This window comes from Flavobacterium sp. UW10123 (assembly GCF_040538975.1).
Lineage (GTDB): Bacteria > Bacteroidota > Bacteroidia > Flavobacteriales > Flavobacteriaceae > Flavobacterium.
Genome location: NZ_JBEWQE010000013.1, coordinates 169,720 through 189,078, shown reverse-complemented (window position 1 = coordinate 189,078; position 19,359 = coordinate 169,720). Strand labels below are relative to the sequence as shown.

General features: G+C 34.2%; 18 protein-coding genes and 1 tRNA gene. 7 read left to right on the top strand and 12 right to left on the bottom strand.

Annotated features, from left to right (window positions below; genetic code table 11):
• Positions 1-28: 28 nt before the first annotated feature.
• From ABXT06_RS16580 to ABXT06_RS16570, 3 genes are all read right to left on the bottom strand, one after another.
• Complete coding sequence (locus tag ABXT06_RS16580; RefSeq protein WP_354591725.1) at positions 29-424, bottom strand: helix-turn-helix domain-containing protein; 396 nt, start codon at positions 422-424, stop codon at positions 29-31.
• A gap of 337 nt (positions 425-761) precedes the next feature.
• A tRNA-Val gene (locus ABXT06_RS16575) sits at positions 762-839 on the bottom strand.
• A gap of 178 nt (positions 840-1,017) precedes the next feature.
• Entirely contained in the window at positions 1,018-2,244 is a 1,227-nt protein-coding gene (locus ABXT06_RS16570) for a bifunctional folylpolyglutamate synthase/dihydrofolate synthase (protein WP_354591724.1), read from the bottom strand.
• 130 nt (positions 2,245-2,374) lie between these two features.
• Between ABXT06_RS16570 and ABXT06_RS16565 the strand changes: the two genes are divergently transcribed.
• Together ABXT06_RS16565 and ABXT06_RS16560 are read left to right on the top strand one after the other, a co-directional pair.
• Positions 2,375-3,070: a MotA/TolQ/ExbB proton channel family protein gene (locus tag ABXT06_RS16565; RefSeq protein ID WP_202005296.1), complete on the top strand. Its 696-nt coding sequence runs from the start codon at positions 2,375-2,377 to the stop codon at positions 3,068-3,070.
• A gap of 3 nt (positions 3,071-3,073) precedes the next feature.
• Entirely contained in the window at positions 3,074-3,469 is a 396-nt protein-coding gene (locus tag ABXT06_RS16560; RefSeq protein ID WP_308068596.1) for an ExbD/TolR family protein, read from the top strand.
• A gap of 243 nt (positions 3,470-3,712) precedes the next feature.
• Here the strand turns inward: ABXT06_RS16560 and ABXT06_RS16555 are convergent, their stop codons facing one another.
• The 3 genes from ABXT06_RS16555 to ABXT06_RS16545 all read right to left on the bottom strand — a co-directional run bounded on the left by ABXT06_RS16555 (position 3,713) and on the right by ABXT06_RS16545 (position 7,108).
• The gene (locus tag ABXT06_RS16555) at positions 3,713-4,618 is read right to left on the bottom strand and encodes an energy transducer TonB (RefSeq protein WP_354591723.1); all 906 of its coding nucleotides are present in this window, start codon (positions 4,616-4,618) and stop codon (positions 3,713-3,715) included.
• A 545-nt stretch (positions 4,619-5,163) separates the two neighbouring features.
• Positions 5,164-6,390 (bottom strand): Glu/Leu/Phe/Val dehydrogenase dimerization domain-containing protein, encoded by a 1,227-nt coding sequence (locus tag ABXT06_RS16550; RefSeq protein WP_111364540.1) that lies wholly within the window; start codon positions 6,388-6,390, stop codon positions 5,164-5,166.
• 142 nt (positions 6,391-6,532) lie between these two features.
• Positions 6,533-7,108: a chalcone isomerase family protein gene (locus ABXT06_RS16545; RefSeq protein ID WP_111364538.1), complete on the bottom strand. Its 576-nt coding sequence runs from the start codon at positions 7,106-7,108 to the stop codon at positions 6,533-6,535.
• Between the two features lie 499 nt (positions 7,109-7,607).
• On the opposite strand from ABXT06_RS16545, the gene ABXT06_RS16540 reads away from it, so the two are divergent.
• The 5 genes from ABXT06_RS16540 (at position 7,608) to ABXT06_RS16520 (ending at position 11,604) form a co-directional block, all read left to right on the top strand.
• A complete protein-coding gene (locus ABXT06_RS16540) occupies positions 7,608-8,750 on the top strand; it encodes an acyl-CoA dehydrogenase (protein ID WP_354591722.1) in 1,143 nt (380 codons plus the stop codon).
• Between the two features lie 133 nt (positions 8,751-8,883).
• A complete protein-coding gene (locus tag ABXT06_RS16535; protein ID WP_354591721.1) occupies positions 8,884-9,861 on the top strand; it encodes a M28 family peptidase in 978 nt (325 codons plus the stop codon).
• Positions 9,862-9,896: 35 nt separating this feature from the next.
• Positions 9,897-10,574, top strand: a complete 678-nt coding sequence (locus tag ABXT06_RS16530; protein WP_354591720.1) for an SDR family NAD(P)-dependent oxidoreductase — start codon at positions 9,897-9,899, stop codon at positions 10,572-10,574.
• Positions 10,575-10,601: 27 nt separating this feature from the next.
• Positions 10,602-10,970 (top strand): four helix bundle protein, encoded by a 369-nt coding sequence (locus ABXT06_RS16525; protein WP_354591719.1) that lies wholly within the window; start codon positions 10,602-10,604, stop codon positions 10,968-10,970.
• A 19-nt stretch (positions 10,971-10,989) separates the two neighbouring features.
• Positions 10,990-11,604 carry a SprT-like domain-containing protein gene (locus tag ABXT06_RS16520; RefSeq protein ID WP_354591718.1) on the top strand — a complete coding sequence of 205 codons (615 nt, stop codon included), beginning with the start codon at positions 10,990-10,992 and terminating at the stop codon, positions 11,602-11,604.
• Between the two features lie 97 nt (positions 11,605-11,701).
• On the opposite strand, the gene ABXT06_RS16515 is transcribed toward ABXT06_RS16520, so the two are convergent.
• The 6 genes from ABXT06_RS16515 to gcvP all read right to left on the bottom strand — a co-directional run bounded on the left by ABXT06_RS16515 (position 11,702) and on the right by gcvP (position 19,245).
• Entirely contained in the window at positions 11,702-12,466 is a 765-nt protein-coding gene (locus ABXT06_RS16515) for an ABC transporter ATP-binding protein (RefSeq protein ID WP_177211981.1), read from the bottom strand.
• Positions 12,466-13,212, bottom strand: coding sequence for an MlaE family ABC transporter permease (locus ABXT06_RS16510; RefSeq protein ID WP_012022541.1), 747 nt, complete (start codon positions 13,210-13,212; stop codon positions 12,466-12,468). Before ABXT06_RS16510 ends, ABXT06_RS16515 begins: the two co-directional genes overlap by 1 nt.
• A gap of 79 nt (positions 13,213-13,291) precedes the next feature.
• Entirely contained in the window at positions 13,292-14,140 is an 849-nt protein-coding gene (locus ABXT06_RS16505) for a glycosyltransferase family 2 protein (RefSeq protein WP_354591717.1), read from the bottom strand.
• 106 nt (positions 14,141-14,246) lie between these two features.
• Complete coding sequence (locus ABXT06_RS16500; protein ID WP_354591737.1) at positions 14,247-14,771, bottom strand: methyltransferase; 525 nt, start codon at positions 14,769-14,771, stop codon at positions 14,247-14,249.
• A 143-nt stretch (positions 14,772-14,914) separates the two neighbouring features.
• Complete coding sequence (locus ABXT06_RS16495) at positions 14,915-15,973, bottom strand: 3-oxoacyl-ACP synthase III family protein (RefSeq protein ID WP_308068606.1); 1,059 nt, start codon at positions 15,971-15,973, stop codon at positions 14,915-14,917.
• Between the two features lie 422 nt (positions 15,974-16,395).
• Positions 16,396-19,245: an aminomethyl-transferring glycine dehydrogenase gene (gene gcvP / locus ABXT06_RS16490; protein WP_354591716.1), complete on the bottom strand. Its 2,850-nt coding sequence runs from the start codon at positions 19,243-19,245 to the stop codon at positions 16,396-16,398.
• Positions 19,246-19,359 lie beyond the last annotated feature (114 nt).

Sequence of the window (19,359 nt, the reverse complement as noted above, 5' to 3'; positions counted from 1 at the left end):
TAATGGAGTTTTTTTATGCTTTAAAAGGTTATTTTCCTTTTGATATTTTTTCGAGATATTCAACTTTATCTTTTTCGGCTTGAACCAAACGCTCATAAAGTTCTACAATTTTATCAAGTGGATTAAAAGTAGGTTGAAAATTGACGGCATTTAATGTTGAACTGTCGTGACTATTAAATGTATTGTTAATGATGCTTAATATGTTTTCGTCGCTATAATTTTTAATACCTTCGGCTGTAACCCCAAGTGCTTTTGCAACTGCTATAAGTTTTTCTTCATCAATAGTTTCACTATTTTCCATCACGGAAATAGCTTGTTGATTTGTTCCTAAAGCTTGTGCCAATGCTTCTTGTTTCATATCGCGAAGTTCACGAATACGGCTAATATTTCTTCCGATGTGTTTTGGTCTTGATAGTGTGCTCATAATTCAAAGATAATAATTAAGTGAATAAACCAGAACTGTAAAAAACAGATTTTAAATGTATGTTACAGATTTTCTTGGGGAGCGGTAAACAAAAATACGATTTTTATGGTAAGGATTTTGAATTCTGTTCTCAGGCTTAATTTTAGACAAAGATTTGTCATCCTGAGGAACGAAGGATCACACTAGAAATTCCGTAAAGTATATCGCCAATCTTTGTAGATTTTCGAGTGAGATTTCTCGTTCCTCGAAATGACAAGATTGTGTTGAATTAAACTTAAAAGGGAATTTAAGTAAGTATTAAATAAAAAAAAACTCCTTAATTTCTTAAGGAGTTTCTTGGTGGGCGATGAGGGGTTCGAACCCCCGACCCCCTCGGTGTAAACGAGGTGCTCTGAACCAGCTGAGCTAATCGCCCTATTTTACTAGGTTGCTATCGTTTGTGATTGCGAGTGCAAATATACGCTAGTTTTTGAGTTCTGCAAAGAAATTCGAATAAAAAATAAAACTTTTTTAAAAATAGTTTATATCTCCTTGTTTATGAATTTGTTATTAAAATGATTTTTTTGAAGTTTTTTCTACATCAAAAGTATATTTTAGTTCAAAGGCAATTCGGCAACCACAAAAGTGCTCCCGCCAATGTAAATAAAATCATTTTCCGAAGCATTTTTCTTTGCTTCCGCGAAAGCGATTTCAACAGAATCGTATTTTTCTCCTATTAAACTGAATTTTTCAGCCGCATTTTTTAATGTTTCGGCAGGCAAAGCTCGTGAAGAATTCGGATGGCAGAAATAATATTGCGCTTCTTTTGGGAAAAGTGGTAAAATCGAATCCAGGTCTTTATCATTTACAACTCCCAAAACAATATGCAGTTTCTCGTATTTTTCGTTTTTAAGCTGATTCATTACAACCGATAATCCGTGTTTATTGTGAGCGGTATCGCAAATAATTTTTGGGTTTTCTCCCAATTGCTGCCATCTTCCTTGCAAACCCGTATTTTTTACAACATGCAATAAACCTTCTTTCAATTGTTCAATCGAAACTTTAAAATCGGTTTCATTGTTAAGAATTGAAATCGTCTGTTGAACCGTCTTTTTATTATGAAACTGATAATCTCCAATCAAATCAGACAAATAAATCTGATCGATTAAATCGGATGCAAAAGAAATTGGCGCATTGTTTGCTTCGGCTTTAGCCAAAAAAACAGGTTTCGTTTCATCGGTATATTCGCCAATTACTACAGGAACATTTGGTTTAATAATTCCAGCTTTTTCGCCCGCAATAGCTTCTAGAGTATTTCCTAAAAATTGCGTATGATCTAAACCAATATTGGTAATTACCGAAACCAAAGGCGTAATAATATTGGTTGCGTCCAATCTTCCGCCAAGACCAACTTCAATAATAGCAATATCTACCTTTTCGGCAGCAAAATAATCAAACGCCAATCCGACCGACATTTCGAAGAAACTCATATCATTGGCTTCAAAAAAATCTTTGTGTTTTGCGATAAATTCAATCACGAATTCTTCTGAGATTTCTTTACCGTTTATTTTAATTCTTTCCCTAAAATCTTTCAAGTGCGGAGAAGTATATAATCCCACTTTATAGCCTGCTTCTTGTAAAACAGACGAAAGCATGTGCGAAGTAGAACCTTTTCCGTTTGTTCCCGCAACGTGAATGCACTTTAGCCCGTTCTGCGGATTGCCAAGATGAGCTGCCAACAATTTGATATTCGTTAAATCTTCTTTATACGCAGAAGCACCTTGCAATTGGTACATTGGAAGCTGATTAAACATCCAATTGGTAGTCTCTTGATAGTTCATTTGTTTAGATAAAATGGTTGTTGATTGAAATAAAATTCGATTTTTGTAGTTTAATATTACAGCGAAAATTATCTTTATTGCAAATTTCAAATATTTTTTAGAATTAATTATTAAAAACCAGAATTAATATATGTTTACTTTTATTCAGTTACAAACAGATACAATCGCAAATGCTTCAAATGTAGTGGTCGAAAAGATCGCGGCACCGCAAAATGAAATTTCAATGTTTGGTTTCATTATGAAGGGGGGAGTGTTCTTAATTCCAATCGCGTTGTTGCTGTTTTATACAATCTACCTAATTTTTGAACGTTACATGTACATAAGTCGAGCGTCTAAAATTGACAGCAGATTAATGCAAGATATTGGTGAAAAATTACATTCTGGAAACATTGAGTTAGCAAGAACAATTGTAGAAAGAAATAATACTGCAGCTGGAAATATTTTAAAAGAAGGTGTTTTGGTAATTGGACGACCAATTTCGGAAATAGAAGCTAACATGGACCGCGCTGCCGATATAGAAATTGGCGAAATGGAAAGACATTTAGGTCACTTAGGACTTATTGCTGGTATTGCGCCAACGCTAGGTTTCATCGGAACGATTTCTGGGGTTATTAAAATTTTCTACAGTATTTCGGTTACTGAAAATATTAGTATCGGAAACATTTCTGGAGGTTTATACGAAAAAATGATCAGTTCTGGTTCTGGATTAATCGTGGGTATTATTGCTTATAGCGCTTACCACTTATTGAACGGAAAGATTGATAATTTTGCTTTAAAAATTCAGAAACAGATTTTAGAATTTGTCAATATAATTCAAAGAGCATAAGCCATGTCTATTAAAAGAAAAAGAAGATTTCATGCCGAAGTTGCGACTTCATCTTTGAGCGATATCATGTTTTTCCTGCTGTTGTTTTTCTTAATTATCTCAACACTGGCAAATCCGAACGTGATTAAGATGACATTGCCAAAAGCTAAAGCCAATGAAAAAACCAATAAACAACTAATTAGTTTATCGGTTACCGAAGATAAAAAGTTCTACATTGACAAACAGGAAGTAGATTTTGAAAATCTAGAAACGAGTTTAATGTCAAAAATAGGAGCAGATAAAGAACAAACCGTTGTAGTTCGAATTCCGTTTAATCTTCAAGTTCAAGACTTAGTAGATGTTTTACAAATAGGAGTGAAGAATAACTTGAAGTTTGTAATTGCAACGAGTCCCAAATAAGAATAATTATTCTGGTCGGGCTATCCGCGCTACAGTGGTAGCCAGCTCCTATCCCTCACGCGAACAGGACTCAGTTTTGTCATTCTGAGGAACGAAGAATCACACTAGAAACTCGCCAAAGATTGAAGACTTAGTTTTCGGAATTACTTGTGTGATTCTTCGTTCCTCAGAATGACAAACTGGACGGAAATGAAAAAAGGCTTTCAGAATTTCTGAAAGCCTTTTTTATGTCGTTTTAAGTTTTTAATCCAAACTAAAATTATAAATAATTTTTCCAACTTGTTTTGCTGCTGCATTCGAATCAGCAGACCATTTAGTGTTTAGTGCTGCAATTTTAGCTTGTTCCAACAAACAACTTGCTGTATTGGTTGTTCCTTTTACTCCAGGCGTTGCACTTATTGTTTTTCCGTTTTGGTCGACAGTGACTTCTACCACTACTTTTCCTTCTTCATTACAGGTGTATTTTGGGGCAGGTTTAGATAATGCTTTTCTTCCGTTTAAAGAATACCCAGATCCACCACCAGATCCACCGCCGCTTCCAGCTCCGTAACCGCTTCCGGTTCCAATGCCATTTCCAGTTCCGTTACCGCCTCCAGTTCCTCCGCCAGAGCCACCAGAACCGTAATATCCGCTAGAGTTTAAACTTCCGTTTGACTTTCCTTTATTTCCTGCTGCTTTATCATCTCCGTCACCGCCTTTGTTCGAACCTTTCATAATGCTAGCTAATGCATCGTTTGTTGAATTAGAAACTTTTGGTTTTTCAGGTACAGGTTTTTGCACAGGTTTCTCAAGAGGAACAGGTTTCTTTGGTTTTTCTTTCGTCGGAATTACAACATCGTTATCTGCAGTTGTATTTTCTTGTGTAATTATCGATTCTTCTTCTGGAGTTGCTTTTGCTGGAGCTTGTTTTACATTATTTTTTACATCTAGAACTTCGCTTTTATAATTGGCGCCAGAACCTAAATCGCTGTCTCCAAAATTTATGGTTACGCCACCGCCACCTCCGCCGCCATCAGCAAGAGCTACATTGTTTTCTGGATTATAAGGAGGCCAGAAACGTATAAAAAACAGCAATAGAATTATTACTGCATAAATAGCTGTTGTGAATAGCAATGATTTCTTTTGATCTGAAGAAATTGAGGAACTCATTTAAATTCTAAATTTTGAAATGTATTATTTTAAAAACGTTTAAAAGTAGTAAAAATTGTTTAGAATGAAAGAGAGAATTTAACCGCAAAGGGCGCTAAGGTTTTTTTTAAATTATAACGCAAAGCACGCTAAGATTTACGCAAAGAAACGCAAAGTTTTATTTGTCTTAACTTTGAGTAAATCTCCGATTGAAGTTCGCAAAGCTAGATGTACACAAAGCTTTGCGAACTTAATATTTAGATATTGCTTGCGCTTCAAATTAAAATGCCTTAGCGTACTTTGCGTTAAAAACTGCTAACTATTTAACCGCAAAGCACGCAAAGGTTTACGCAAGGTTCGCAAAGCGTTTTTTTTTAAATCTCGCAAAGTCGCGAAGTCGCAAAGTTTTTCGTTTTAAATTTCCTTTGCGACTTCGCGACTTTGCGAGAAATAAACTAGCGTTCCTTACGCAAAACCCTTGCGTGCTTTGCGGTTAAAAAATCTACGCCACAAAAAAACGAGCCAAACAATAATGTGGCTCGTTTAGTAATAAAGTATAAAAAAAATTACACTAACTGTTTCAATGCAATCTCAAAAGCAGTTGCGCTGATATTTGTTTTAGACGAATTTAAAGCGTGAGCTTTTACAATCGCATTTTTAATTGTGTCTGATGTATCATTAAAAATTGCCTCATCGGTCATTTGAACTTTTTTCTCCATGAAATAAGCAAAAACTCTTGCCATTCCGCAGTTTGAAATAAAGTCAGGAATCAAACTTACTTTGCTGTCAACTTCTTCCATAATAGAACCGAAGAAAATTTCTTTGTCAGCAAAAGGAACATTCGCTCCACAAGAGATTACTTCTAATCCGTTTGCAACTAAACTGTCAATTTGAGCTTGTGTTACCAATCTTGAAGCAGCGCAAGGAGTGAAGATCTCAGCACCAATTGTCCAGATTTTAGAATTGATTTCCTCAAACGGAATCATATTGTCGGCAACTAATTTATTTCCGTCTTTATTTAAAAATAAAGTTCTAATTTCTTCAAAAGAAAAACCTTCTTCTTTAATTAATCCACCGTCGCGATCGATGATTCCGATAACTTTTGCTCCCATTTCGGCTAAATAAAAAGCAGCAGCAGAACCAACGTTTCCAAAACCTTGTACAATTGCTTTTTTACCTTGAATGTCTCCGCCATAAGTCGCGTAAAAATGACGAACAGCTTCGGCAACACCAAAACCGGTAATCATATCAGCAACTGTATATTTTCTAGTTACGTCTGGAGAGAATTTCGGGTTCTCGATAACCTTAATTACACCTTGACGCAATTGTCCGATTCTATTAATTTTATCAGCTTCTGTTGGTTTGAAGTGTCCATTGAAAACTCCTTCTTGCGGATGCCAAACGCCACATTCTTCGGTCATTGGAATTACTTCATGAATCTCATCAACATTCAAATCTCCTCCAGTTCCGTAGTAGCTTTTTAATAACGGAGAAACGGCTTTGTACCAACGTTGCAAAACACCTTTTTTGCGAGGATCGTTCGGATCAAAATTTATTCCAGATTTAGCTCCTCCAATTGCAGGACCAGAAACTGAGAATTTAACTTCCATAGTTTTAGCCAATGACAAAACTTCGTTCATGTCTAAGCCTTTTCTCATTCTCGTTCCTCCACCCGCAGCTCCTCCACGAAGTGAATTAATAACAGTCCACCCTTCGGCTTCTGTTTCTGAATCTTTCCAATTGAAAACAATTTCAGGTGCTTTGTTTTCAAATTGTTGTAATAAATCTTTCATTTTGTTGTGATATGTTTATTTTGCGTAAATGTATAAAATAGAATAATGCGAATAATGTATTTCGCATCAAATTTATAAAACAAAAAAGAAAAGCCGAAAACTATTTGGTTTTCGGCTTTCGGAATATTTAAAAAATTAAGATTTATTGTCCTAATAAGTGTTTTTTCAAAGTTTCGTCTACTGGTTTGTCAGAAAGCCAGATTCCGAATAATGCTTTTTTGAAATCGAATCCAGGAATTTTTCCTTTTAGAACTTCATTTTTACTCACGTAAACATTTTGATCTAACGGATTGTATGCTAAAATGAAAACATCTTTTTCTGTAATAGCATCACTTAGATAACTTTTTAACTGCTCAATTCTTGGACGCAATTGTTCCAAATTTGCTCCCGCAGATTTTTCAAAACCTGTGTTCATAGCTTTTGTCAGCTTGTTTGAAGAAACCATAGAAGAAGTAATTTCGATTCTAACAGCCATTTCCGTATCACTATCAATAATGAATTGCGGATCTTGAGTTAATTGTGATAAATAAAGTGCTTGAACATAAACTTCCAACCACATTTTTGATCTTCCGCCTGCTCCGTTTAATTGTAATGGTTTGCCTTGGAATTCTATTTTTCTAGGAACTGTAACACCATTAACATCAATTTGAGTTTGGGCTGAAACAGTAGAAAATTGCAAACTAAAAAGGACTGCCAGTAAAAGTAAAATCTTTTTCATATTCTATCAAATTTTTATTTTTAAGGCAAAAATAATAGTAATTTATTAATATTTAGGTCATATTTAAAATGTTTTTTTACTAAAATTTTTATGTTTAATTTTTGTATTACATTAACAATCAATTTAGTAAGAGTAGGTTTACGTACTTTTACTCATTTTAAGAATTGTCTAACTTTTTAGGCAATTGAAAATGGCTTTTTTTAGATTAAAAAAACACATTGAGGGCTAATTTTTCAATCAGAAATTTTATAGAAAATATTATCAAATTAATGCTCTTTTGAAAAAAAAGTTAAATAATAACGAAAACGTTATCGTAATCTTTGCTGATCTATTAATTTTATATGCGCGCATTGTAATTTAAACATTTAAAAAGTATCTTTGGAAGCCTTTGTATTATAAATTAAGGCATCGAAAAATCACAAAAAAACATAAAAAAACAATCAACTAAAGAAATCTGTTTTTGAAATCTGGTTGAGAAAAACATTTAAAGTAAACTACTATGGATTTTAATCTTACCGAAGAACATTTAATGATTCAGCAGGCAGCAAGAGATTTTGCTCAAAATGAATTATTGCCGGGAGTTATTGAACGTGACGAAAAACAAATTTTTCCAACTGAGCAAATCAAGAAAATGGGTGAGCTTGGATTTATGGGAATGATGGTTGATCCTAAATACGGAGGAAGCGGTCTTGACGCTATTTCTTATGTTATTGCAATGGAAGAAATTTCTAAGGTAGATGCTTCTGCATCTGTTGTAATGTCTGTAAACAATTCATTGGTTTGTTGGGGATTGCAAGAGTATGGAACTGAAGAGCAAAAACAAAAATATTTACCAGGTTTGGCTTCTGGAGAAATTCACGGAGCATTCTGTTTGAGTGAACCTGAAGCAGGAAGTGATGCAACGTCACAAAAAACGACGGCTATTGATATGGGAGACCATTACTTAGTAAATGGTACAAAAAACTGGATTACAAACGGAAATACTGCATCTGTATATTTAGTAATTGCACAAACGCATCCAGAATTAAAGCATAAAGGAATTAATGCTTTGATTATGACGAAAGATATGCCAGGTTTTGCGGTTGGTCCAAAAGAGCAAAAAATGGGAATCCGTGGTTCAGATACACATTCTTTAATGTTTACTGATGTGAAAGTTCCAAAAGAAAACAGAATCGGTGAAGATGGTTTCGGGTTTAAATTTGCAATGAAAACTTTAGCGGGAGGTAGAATTGGTATTGCTTCTCAAGCTTTAGGAATTGCATCTGGAGCTTATGAATTGGCTCTAAAATATTCTAAAGAGCGTAAAGCTTTTGGAACTGAAATTTGCAATCACCAAGCAATTGCTTTCAAATTGGCAGACATGGCTGTAAACATTGAAGCGGCTCGTCATTTATGCATGAAAGCAGCTTGGGATAAAGACCAACATAAAAACTACGACGTGAGTGGTGCAATGGCAAAATTATTTGCTTCACAAGTGGCAATGGATACTTCAGTTGAAGCAGTTCAAATTCACGGAGGAAACGGATACGTAAAAGAATACCATGTAGAGCGTTTAATGCGTGATGCAAAAATCACTCAGATTTACGAAGGAACTTCTGAAATTCAGAAAATCGTAATTTCTAGAGCTGTTATTGCAGGATAAATAATCTTTACAATATATTTAAACCCTTTCGACTTTTTGTTGAAAGGGTTTTTTTATGAATATTGTATTACTTTTCATAAGTTTATAGTCTAATTAATTTTATTTTCAATCATCATCAAAAAAACAGAAAACCATGAAAAAATTATACTTTCTGCTTCCTTTAATTTTCTTAGCATGTAAATCGGGAACTTCTACAACAAAGGAAAATGAAATAAAAGAAACTTCTAAGCCGATAGAAGTCAGTTATAAAGTAAAGGAATCTGAAATTTCAGATTTTCTAAAATATCTTTCTTCGGATGAATTGGAAGGCAGAGAAACAGGAACTAAGGGAATTGAAAAAGCGGCAGTTTTCTTGGAAGACTTTTTAAAGAAAAATAAAATCAAACCTTATTTTAAAACTTACAGAGATACGTTGACCAATTTTGAGCCGTCATCTTTTAATATTGTAGGCGTTATTGAAGGAACTGATCCTGAATTGAAAAAAGAGTTTGTTGTCTTGAGTGCGCATTACGATCATATAGGTTTAGAGAAAAAAGAACAGGCAGATAAAATAAATAATGGTGCAAACGATGATGCTTCGGGCGTAACTTCTGTCGCAGCAATGGCAAAATATTTTAGCGAAACAAAATCGAATAAAAGAAGTATTTTAATTGCGTTCTTCGCGGGAGAAGAAAAAGGATTATTAGGATCTAAAAGTTTAGTTGAGAAATTAAAAAAGCAAAACTTCAACCTTTATACACAATTAAATATCGAAATGATTGGTGTGCCAATGAAACGAGATTATTTGGCTTACATTACTGGTTTTGATAAATCGAACATGGCACAAAAAATAAACGAATACACAGGTAAAAACACTATCGGATTTTTGCCAAAAGAAGCAGAATATCAGTTGTTTTACCGTTCTGATAATTATTCGTTCTTTCAAGCTTTTGGAAAACCATGTCAGTCTCTAAGTACTTTTGATTTCGAAAACTTTGATTTCTATCACCATGTTTCAGATGAATTTAAATTAATGGATATTCCTCATATTACTAGATTCACACAAGAGTTACTGCCAGCGGTGACCAAAATTGCAGTTTCGCCTACGCAAGAAATAACCATGAATAAATAAGAGGCTGTTTTACAGCATTTGATTATTTTTGCCCAATGAAAAATATTATCGTTACAGGAACAAGCAGAGGAATTGGTTATGAATTGGCCTTGAAATTTGCTGAAGCAGGTCATCAGGTTTTGGCCATTTCCAGAAAAATCCCGCAAGCACTTTTAGAACATCAAAATGTAACTTGTCTATCTGTTGATTTGGCAGATGAAACTGCGTTAGATCAAGTTGAAAATTTCCTTTCTTCGACTTGGAAAAAAGTAGATGCAATAGTTCATAATGCCGGAGCTTTACTTTTAAAACCTTTTGCAGAAACAACTCAAGCAGATTTTGAAAGTATTTATAAAGTGAATGTTTTTGCGGTAGCGAATTTAACTCGAATCTGTATTCCGTATTTAGAAAAAGGAAGCCATGTTGTTACCATAAGTTCTATCGGCGGAGTCCGCGGAAGTTTAAAATTTGCAGGATTAGCGGCGTACAGTTCAAGTAAAGGAGCTGTAATTACTTTGACTGAATTATTAGCAGAAGAATATAAAGAAAAAGGAATCTCATTTAACGTTTTGGCTTTAGGCTCTGTTCAAACCGAAATGCTAAACGAAGCTTTCCCTGGCTATCAAGCGCCAATTTCTGCTGAAGGAATGGCAACTTATATTTATGATTTCACCTTAAACGGAAATAAGTATTTTAACGGAAAAGTTCTCGAAGTATCGTCGACAAACCCTTAGTTAATTATAAATTATGAGTTATGAATTATGAGTGAGAGTATTGTGAAAACTAAAAGTTTTGAATTAGCTGTAAGAGGAGTTAATTTTTATAAATGGCTAGTTGCGGAAAGGAAAGAATTTATAATGAGTAAACAATTTTTACGTTCTGTTACCTCTGTTGGTGCAAATGTTCGAGAAGCTGTTAATGCACAAAGCAAACCTGATTTTATTCATAAATTATCAATTTCTCAAAAAGAATGCGATGAGTCAATGTATTGGTTAGAAATATTAATTGCGACAAATTATATTTCCAAAGCTGAATTTGAATCAATGCATAAACAATGTGAGGAAGTGCTAAAAATCATAAAAAGCATAATTATAACGTCAAAGAAAAAACTAATAACTCAAAACTCATAATTCATAATTTAAAATTAAATTGAGCGAAACTTTAGCTAAATATATTCCAGAACATGCGGTAAAACCCGTTTTCGATTTGATAGTGGCCAATCAGGTACACTTGAAAATTGTAAACGAACGTCAGACGCGTCATGGTGATTATAGACGCGGACCAAGTGGAAAGCATGAAATTACGGTTAATGCAAGTTTGAATAAATATCGGTTTTTAATTACGCTGATTCACGAAATTGCACATTTGGTTGCTTTTGAAAAGTTTGGAAGAAATATAAAGCCACACGGGAATGAGTGGAAATTTACTTTTCAGCGTTTGATGGTTCCATTTATTCGGCCAGAAATATTTCCGGGTCATATTTTACCTCTATTAGCAAGGCATTTTAAAAATCCTTCTGCAAGCAGTGATACCGATACGACTTTGTCTTTGGCTTTAAAACAATACGATAAAGAAAATGATAAAAATTACGTTTTCGAAATACCTTACGGAAGTATTTTTAGAATTAAGAATGGCAAAGTTTTTAAAAAAATAGCCGTTAGGACAAAACGCTTTGAGTGCTTAGAAATCAGTTCTGGAAAAACGTATCTTTTTAATCCGAACGCTGAGGTTGAGTTAATCACTTTAAAAAATTCCAATAATTAAATTCCAAATTTCAATTACAGGAAGCGACAATAAAAAAATCCCAAATTCCAATAAATAACTTGGAATTTGGGATTTTTAATATTTTGGAATTTTAAGTCTATAATCCTTTCAAATAAGCTTCACGTACTTTCTTAAATAGGTTAGAAGAATACACGAATTTAACTATCGCTTCATTATCGGTTTTAAAGATTTCTTCTTTAGTTCCCTGCCAAGCTTTTAATCCTTTCTTTAAGAAAACAATATTTTCACCAATTTCCATCACAGAGTTCATATCGTGAGTGTTGATTACTGTAGTGATATTATATTCTTTTGTAATTTCCTGAATCAAATTATCAATCAAAGTCGAAGTATTCGGATCTAAACCTGAGTTTGGCTCGTCACAAAACAAATATTTCGGATTGTTTACAATAGCTCTCGCAATAGCCACACGTTTTTGCATACCTCCAGAAATCTCAGAAGGTAATTTTTTATGAGCATCAACCAGATTTACTCTTTCTAAAACAAAATCAACTCGTTCTTTGATTTGGGCTTTGCTATTATTAGTAAACATTTTTAGAGGGAAAGCTACATTTTCTTCAACCGTCATTGAGTCAAATAAAGCAGAACCCTGAAATACCATTCCGATTTCGGTTCTTAATTCACGCTTTTCATCTTTGTCTAAATCAGAATAAACCCTGCCGTCAAATTCAATTGTTCCTGAGTCAGGGGTATGAATTCCTAATAATGTTTTTAATAAAACTGTTTTTCCAGACCCACTTTGTCCGATAATCAAGTTGGTTTTTCCAGTTTCAAATACCGTCGAAACGCCTTTTAAAACTTTGCTGTCGCCAAATGATTTTTCTATATTTTTTACTTCTATCATTATCCTAATAATAATTGAGTTAATATATAATTTAGAAGGATAATAGTAACAGATGTCCATACGAATGACGTTGTACTCGCTTTACCAACTTCTAATGCACCGCCTTTCATATAATAACCATGAAAAGATGGAATTGTTGCCAATAACATCGCAAAGATTAAAGTTTTGATAAATGCATATGTAATATGAAACGGTATGAAATCTTTCTGAGCTCCCATAATAAAATCTGCTCCAGTCGAAAATCCTCCGTAAGCACAAGCAAGCCATCCTCCAAAAATTCCTAAAAACATACTAATCCCGATTACGAAAGGATACATTAATAGCGCTATAATTTTTGGAAAAACAAGATAGTTTACTGAGTTAACTCCCATAACTTCTAAAGCATCAATCTGCTCTGTAACACGCATAGTTCCGATACTTGAAGTGATGTAAGATCCCATTTTTCCGGCCATAATTACCGAAATAAAAGTAGGGGCAAACTCCAAAACTACAGATTGACGTGTAGCAAAACCAATTAAATATTTAGGAATTAAGGGATTGGTTAAATTTAATGCCGTTTGGATAGCAACAACTCCTCCAATAAAGAAAGATATAAAGCAAACAATTCCAAGTGAATCAATAATCAAATCATCAATTTCTTTGAAAATTAAATTTTTCATAACAGGCCATTTAGTCTGTTTATTGAAAATTTCTTTCAGCATTAAAAAATATTTCCCGATTTGGGATAAATAACGAATTAGCATCATAATTTTTAAATATTGGCTAAGGTAAAAAGAAGTTACGAGTTATGAGTTATGAGTTCAGTTTTTTCGACTGTTTTGCCAATCAAATTAACTTTTTTTTCATTTTCTGTAAACGGTAATTTCTAATAAACTTAGCTTGTTCGGGAGTTACTAATAAAGGAGTTTTTGCTTTTTTGGCTTTCATAAATCCTTTAATGTAATCTAAAAATAGAAATGGTTTTTTCTTCATCATTGCCAATTTTGCAGAAGCAATTGCAGTGATCCAAAAACCATAACCTAAAGTATAAAAAGCCTCGCCTTGTTTGTAGCGAGCTGTTTTGTTGTAATTGGCACCAGTTGGTTTTAGGTGTTTTACATGTAAAGATTCGTCGGTAACTATTTTCCAGCCGTAATATTTACATAGCAATTCATCAACTGTATCCCAGCCCATTGCAGGTTTTAAACCGCCAATTTGTTGGAATGTTTCTTTTCTGTACGCTTTTAATGCGCCGCGAATGTGGTCTTTATCGGTTAGATTTTCTAAAACCCATTCGCCGTTTTTGTCTATATAGCAGAATCCACCAACCATTCCGATTTTTGAATCAGATTTGAAATGTTTGATTATAGTTTCAAAATAATTTGGAGGAAAAATTAAATCGCCATCGATTTTTACAATAATATCGTAATTAGAATCCAGTGTTTCAAAACCTTTCTGAAAAGCCTGAATTACTTTACTTCCTGGCAAATGAATCGCATCGGATGTTTTGTTTACAACAGAAATGTATGGATTTTCTTTTGCAAAACTTAAAACAACTTCTTCTGTTTTATCAGTCGAATTATCATTTACCACCACAATTTTTGAAGGTAAAACGGTTTGCGAAACCAAAGATTCTAAGGTTAGGCCAATTAAGTTCTCTTCATTGTGTGCGGGTATGACGATGTAATATTTCATAAATTTTTAATTTAAAATCCCATTTTTTTTAAATTCCAAATTCCAATTAAAGCTAGTCTAATTGGAATTTGGAATTTAATCCCGATAGCAATCGGGATGGAATTTTTTATTTTATTCTTTCCGCTACCACGATATAATATCTCGGAGTGAAGTATCTTAATAATGGTCTAATTCCAAGCTTTTTTACCGGATGTGTAAATTGAAGACGATCTGTTATTTTCCAGCCTGTTTTTTCCAAAAGCCAGTCTAGTTGCCAATCTTCAAATTCATGGTAATGTCTGTCCCACATATCAGTTTTTGAACGATATGCCGGCGAGAACCATAAGCGTAACGGGATTGAAATTAATATTTTGTCGCATTTTACGTTTTGTAAAATAGTGTACGGATTTAGTAAATGTTCGAAAATTTCAAATGCTGTAAAAACAGTATAATCTTCCGTTTGTAAAGCAGTATGATCGTTATCTAAATCTTCGCCCTTTGTATTTTTTACAGTATAACCATTTTCTTCCATTATTTTAGAGAACGGATTTGGAACTCCAAAATCAAAAATGGTCTCTGATGTGTTAACGTGCTTTTGTAAAAACTCTAAAGTAAGTTTGAATCTTTTATTCGGAAACGTTTTTTCGTACATAGTCATTGCGAACGAATCAATCTCTCGTTCTTGATTTTAATTAGGTCGCAAATATACTAAAAAAGTCCGCACCTTATTAGCGCGGACTTTTTTAGTTTTCAGTCTCAGTCATAGTTTGCAATCTGTTAAACTACAAACTGTGGCTAGTATCGATAAACAAAAGCATTAATATTCATTCCTGCTCCAACAGAAGCAAAAATAAGAACATCACCTTTATTGATTTCATGGTTTTCAACCTTTCCTTGAAGAATTAAATCGTATAAAGTAGGAACGGTTGCAACACTGCTGTTTCCTAAATCGTGAATACTCATTGGCATTATGTCTTTAGGAGCCGTTTTGTCGTATAATTTGTAGAAACGTTCGATGATCGCCTCGTCCATTTTTTCGTTTGCTTGATGAATAAGAATTTTTTTCACTTCGTCAATTCCGATGCCACTTTTATCTAAACAGCTTTTCATCGCGCAAGGAACATTGCTTAACGCAAATTCGTAGATTTTGCGTCCATACATTTTAATGTATTTCGTGTCTGGATCTAAATCTTTATTGTATGATTTTCCGAAGAAAAGGTAACCAGCTTCATCAGTTGCGTAAGTGGCACTTTCGTAAGCTAATAATCCTGTTTCATCAGTTGAGGCTTCTAAAATTGAAGCGCCAGCGCCGTCAGAATAAATCATTGAATCACGATCGTGGTCATCTACAACTCTTGATAAAGTTTCGGCTCCAATTACCATTACTCTTTTTGCCATTCCAGATTTGATGAAAGCATTGGCTTGTAAAACACCTTCAATCCATCCTGGACATCCAAAAATAATATCGTAAGCGACGCACTTAGGATTTTTAATTCCTAGTTTGTTTTTAACACGTGTTGCTAAACTCGGTAAAATATCAGATTGAGTAGTTCCAGGTTTTACATCTCCAAAATTATGAGCGATGATAATATAGTCTAAAGTCTCTGCATCAATAGCAGCATTTGCAATGGCTTTTTCAGCAGCAAAAAAAGCTAGATCAGAAGCATTGTATTGTGGTTCAGCATAACGTCGATTTTCAATTCCTGTAATACCTTTAAATTTTTTAATTACAACTTCGTTCGGATAACCAAAAGGAGTTCCATCCTCATTTAAAAAAACATGTTTATCAAAATCTGTGTTTTTTACTTCTAGATTAGGAATATAGCTCCCAATACCAATAATTTTTATTTTCATTATTTCCCTTTAATTATCCGATAAATTTAATGCTAATGTATAAATAATATTATGATAACTATCATAAAAAATACTATGCATGCATATAATTGTCAAAAAACGATTTTTCGGTTGATATATTGTTTTTTTTCTAATGATTTTTTAATATTTCCTAGATTTCAAACGATTGAAGACGATTTGGAGACCAATCTTTTTTGACTATTATTTCAATTTTATTGAAATAATTTCACAAAAGATTAGCAGAAAGTTATGTTTCTTTAAATCAGATTTCTTCTTTGTTGTTTGGTTTAAAAAAGTTTCAGGTTTCGGGTTTCAAGTTATGCTGAAACCTAAAACCTGAAACTTGAAACCTGAAACAAAAATAAAACCCGACAGGGTTTTAAAATCTGTCGGGTTTGGATATTTATAAGAAAAACTAAATTTTAGCTTTCCATGTAAGCTTCGATTGGAGCACAGCTGCAAACTAAGTTTCTGTCTCCGTAAGCATCGTCAACACGACGAACAGACGGCCAGAATTTATTGTCAGCGATGTAGTCTAATGGGTAAGCTGCTGTTTCTCTAGAATAAGGGAAATCCCAAGAGTCAGAAGTTAACATTGCTAATGTGTGAGGTGCATTTTTCAATACGTTGTTTTTGTCATCAGCAGTTGCAGCTTCGATTTCTTTTCTGATTGAAATAAGTGCGTCGCAAAAACGATCTAACTCAGCTAAATCTTCAGATTCTGTTGGTTCAATCATTAAAGTTCCAGCAACTGGGAAAGAAACCGTAGGAGCATGGAAACCGTAATCCATCAAACGTTTAGCGATATCACCAACTTCGATTCCGTTTTCTTTAAATGAACGGCAATCTAAAATCATTTCGTGAGCAGCTCTTCCGCATTCTCCTGTATAAAGAATTGGATAGTGACCTTCGAAACGCGCTTTCATGTAGTTAGCATTTAAGATCGCGTGTTCTGTAGCGCTTTTTAATCCTTCAGCTCCCATCATTGTGATGTAGCCGTAAGAAATTAAACAAACTAAAGCAGATCCGTAAGGTGCAGATGAAATTGCAGTAATAGCTTGCTCGCCACCAACATTTAAGATTGGGTTTGTTGGCAAGAACGGAACTAATTTTTCGTTCACACAGATTGGTCCAACTCCAGGTCCACCGCCTCCGTGGGGAATAGCGAATGTTTTGTGTAAGTTTAAGTGACAAACGTCAGCGCCAATTGTAGCAGGATTTGTTAATCCAACTTGCGCGTTCATGTTTGCACCATCCATATATACTAATCCGCCATTATCGTGGATTAATTTTGTGATTTCAATAATTGAAGATTCATAAACTCCATGAGTAGAAGGGTATGTTACCATTAAACAAGATAAATCATCTTTGTGTTCAATAGCTTTTGCTCTTAAATCTTCTACGTCAATATTTCCTTCTGGAGTCGTTTTCGTAACAATGATTTTCATTCCAGCCATCGCAGCAGAAGCAGGATTTGTTCCGTGAGCCGATGAAGGAATTAGACATACATTACGGTGACCTTCGTTTCTTGACATATGGTAAGCACGAATAGCCATTAAACCAGCGTACTCTCCTTGAGCTCCTGAGTTTGGCTGTAAAGTTGTTCCAGCAAATCCAGTAATTACATTTAATTGCTGCTCTAATTTTTTAAGCATTGTGATGTAACCTTCAGCTTGCTCAACTGGTGCAAACGGGTGAATACTGTTCCAGTTTGGCATTGAAAGAGGCAACATTTCAGAAGCTGCGTTTAATTTCATTGTACAAGAACCTAATGAAATCATTGAGTGATTTAATGATAAATCTTTACGCTCCAATTTTTTGATATAACGCATTAACTGACTTTCTGAATGATGATTATTGAAAACATCATGCGTTAAGAAAGAAGATGTTCTTTCTAATGAAGCCGGTAATTGGCTAGCTTCACTTAATTCAGAAACGATGAAAGTTTCTTTTCCTAAAGCCTCAGCAAAAATCGCAATGATTTGGTTGATGTCAGCAACAGAGGTTGTTTCGTTAAATGAAATCGAAATTGATTCAGCATCAGGATAGAAGAAGTTTACTTCGTTTTTCTCAGCAACAGCTTTTACTTTCTGAGCGTCCGCTTTTACTAAGATTGTATCAAAGTAAGCTGAGTTAGTTTGGTAAACTCCAATTTTATTTAAAGCCTCAGCAGTAGTAACAGCCGATGCGTGAACTTTGTTTGCAATGTATTTTAAACCTTCTGGACCGTGGTAAACAGCATACATTCCTGCCATAACAGCCAATAAAACCTGAGCAGTACAAATATTTGAAGTTGCTTTTTCACGTTTGATGTGCTGTTCGCGAGTTCCTAAAGCCATACGTAAAGCACGGTTTCCATTTGTATCAACAGAAACTCCAATGATACGACCTGGCATAGAACGTTTGTATTCATCTTTAGTTGCAAAATAGGCAGCGTGAGGACCACCGTAACCCATTGGTACACCAAAACGTTGTGTTGTTCCAACTACTACTGCAGCACCCATTTCTCCTGGAGAAGTTAAAGTTGCAAGTGATAAAATATCAGCAGCAAAGGCAACTTTGATTTCGTTTTCTTTTGCTTTAGCAACAAAAGCACTATAATCGTTTACTTGACCGTATTTTCCTGGGTATTGTAAAATAGCTCCGAAGAATTCATTTGAAAAATCAAATGTTTCGTGGTTTCCAACAACTAATTCAATTCCAATTGGAGTTGAACGTGTTTGTAAAACCGATAAAGTTTGTGGTAAAATTTCTTCAGAAACGAAGAATTTGTGTGTATTGTTTTTCTTTTGATCTCTCGTGCGAACATCAAATAATAACGCCATAGCTTCTGCAGCAGCTGTACCTTCATCAAGTAAAGATGCATTTGCAATTTCCATTCCTGTTAATTCGATAACTGTAGTTTGGAAATTTAAAATTGCTTCTAGACGTCCTTGTGCAATTTCTGCTTGGTAAGGTGTATAAGCTGTATACCATCCTGGGTTTTCAAAGATATTTCTTTGAATTGGAGCCGGAACGATTGTTGGGTGATAACCCAAACCAATGTACGATTTGAATACTTTATTTTTCTTTCCTAATTCCTGAATATGATTTGCAAATTCATACTCTGTCATTGCAGGATCTAAATTCAAAGGTGCTTTTAAACGAATATCATCTGGAAGGGTTTCGTAAACAAGTTGCTCAATTGAGTCAACTCCAATTGTTTTCAGCATATGCTGAAGATCGGTTTCTCTTGGACCAATGTGTCTTAAAGCAAAAGCATCTGTTTTCATGTAGCTATCTAATGTTTTTAATTGATGTGTTCGTGCACCATTTTGCTGTACGAATCACATTTAAAAGTAAATGTGTTGTTTTTTTGTCGCGCAAAATTAAGTATTATTAATAAT

Excerpts from the sequence above, each read along its gene's own strand:
- ABXT06_RS16580 (WP_354591725.1), bottom strand. The coding sequence starts at position 424 with ATGAGCACACTATCAAGACCAAAACACATCGGAAGAAATATTAGCCGT.
- ABXT06_RS16570 (WP_354591724.1), bottom strand. The coding sequence starts at position 2,244 with ATGAACTATCAAGAGACTACCAATTGGATGTTTAATCAGCTTCCAATG.
- ABXT06_RS16565 (WP_202005296.1), top strand. The coding sequence starts at position 2,375 with ATGTTTACTTTTATTCAGTTACAAACAGATACAATCGCAAATGCTTCA.
- ABXT06_RS16560 (WP_308068596.1), top strand. The coding sequence starts at position 3,074 with ATGTCTATTAAAAGAAAAAGAAGATTTCATGCCGAAGTTGCGACTTCA.
- ABXT06_RS16555 (WP_354591723.1), bottom strand. The coding sequence starts at position 4,618 with ATGAGTTCCTCAATTTCTTCAGATCAAAAGAAATCATTGCTATTCACA.
- ABXT06_RS16550 (WP_111364540.1), bottom strand. The coding sequence starts at position 6,390 with ATGAAAGATTTATTACAACAATTTGAAAACAAAGCACCTGAAATTGTT.
- ABXT06_RS16545 (WP_111364538.1), bottom strand. The coding sequence starts at position 7,108 with ATGAAAAAGATTTTACTTTTACTGGCAGTCCTTTTTAGTTTGCAATTT.
- ABXT06_RS16540 (WP_354591722.1), top strand. The coding sequence starts at position 7,608 with ATGGATTTTAATCTTACCGAAGAACATTTAATGATTCAGCAGGCAGCA.
- ABXT06_RS16535 (WP_354591721.1), top strand. The coding sequence starts at position 8,884 with ATGAAAAAATTATACTTTCTGCTTCCTTTAATTTTCTTAGCATGTAAA.
- ABXT06_RS16530 (WP_354591720.1), top strand. The coding sequence starts at position 9,897 with ATGAAAAATATTATCGTTACAGGAACAAGCAGAGGAATTGGTTATGAA.
- ABXT06_RS16525 (WP_354591719.1), top strand. The coding sequence starts at position 10,602 with ATGAGTGAGAGTATTGTGAAAACTAAAAGTTTTGAATTAGCTGTAAGA.
- ABXT06_RS16515 (WP_177211981.1), bottom strand. The coding sequence starts at position 12,466 with ATGATAGAAGTAAAAAATATAGAAAAATCATTTGGCGACAGCAAAGTT.
- ABXT06_RS16510 (WP_012022541.1), bottom strand. The coding sequence starts at position 13,212 with ATGATGCTAATTCGTTATTTATCCCAAATCGGGAAATATTTTTTAATG.
- ABXT06_RS16505 (WP_354591717.1), bottom strand. The coding sequence starts at position 14,140 with ATGAAATATTACATCGTCATACCCGCACACAATGAAGAGAACTTAATT.
- ABXT06_RS16500 (WP_354591737.1), bottom strand. The coding sequence starts at position 14,771 with ATGTACGAAAAAACGTTTCCGAATAAAAGATTCAAACTTACTTTAGAG.
- ABXT06_RS16495 (WP_308068606.1), bottom strand. The coding sequence starts at position 15,973 with ATGAAAATAAAAATTATTGGTATTGGGAGCTATATTCCTAATCTAGAA.
- gcvP (WP_354591716.1), bottom strand. The coding sequence starts at position 19,245 with ATGAAAACAGATGCTTTTGCTTTAAGACACATTGGTCCAAGAGAAACC.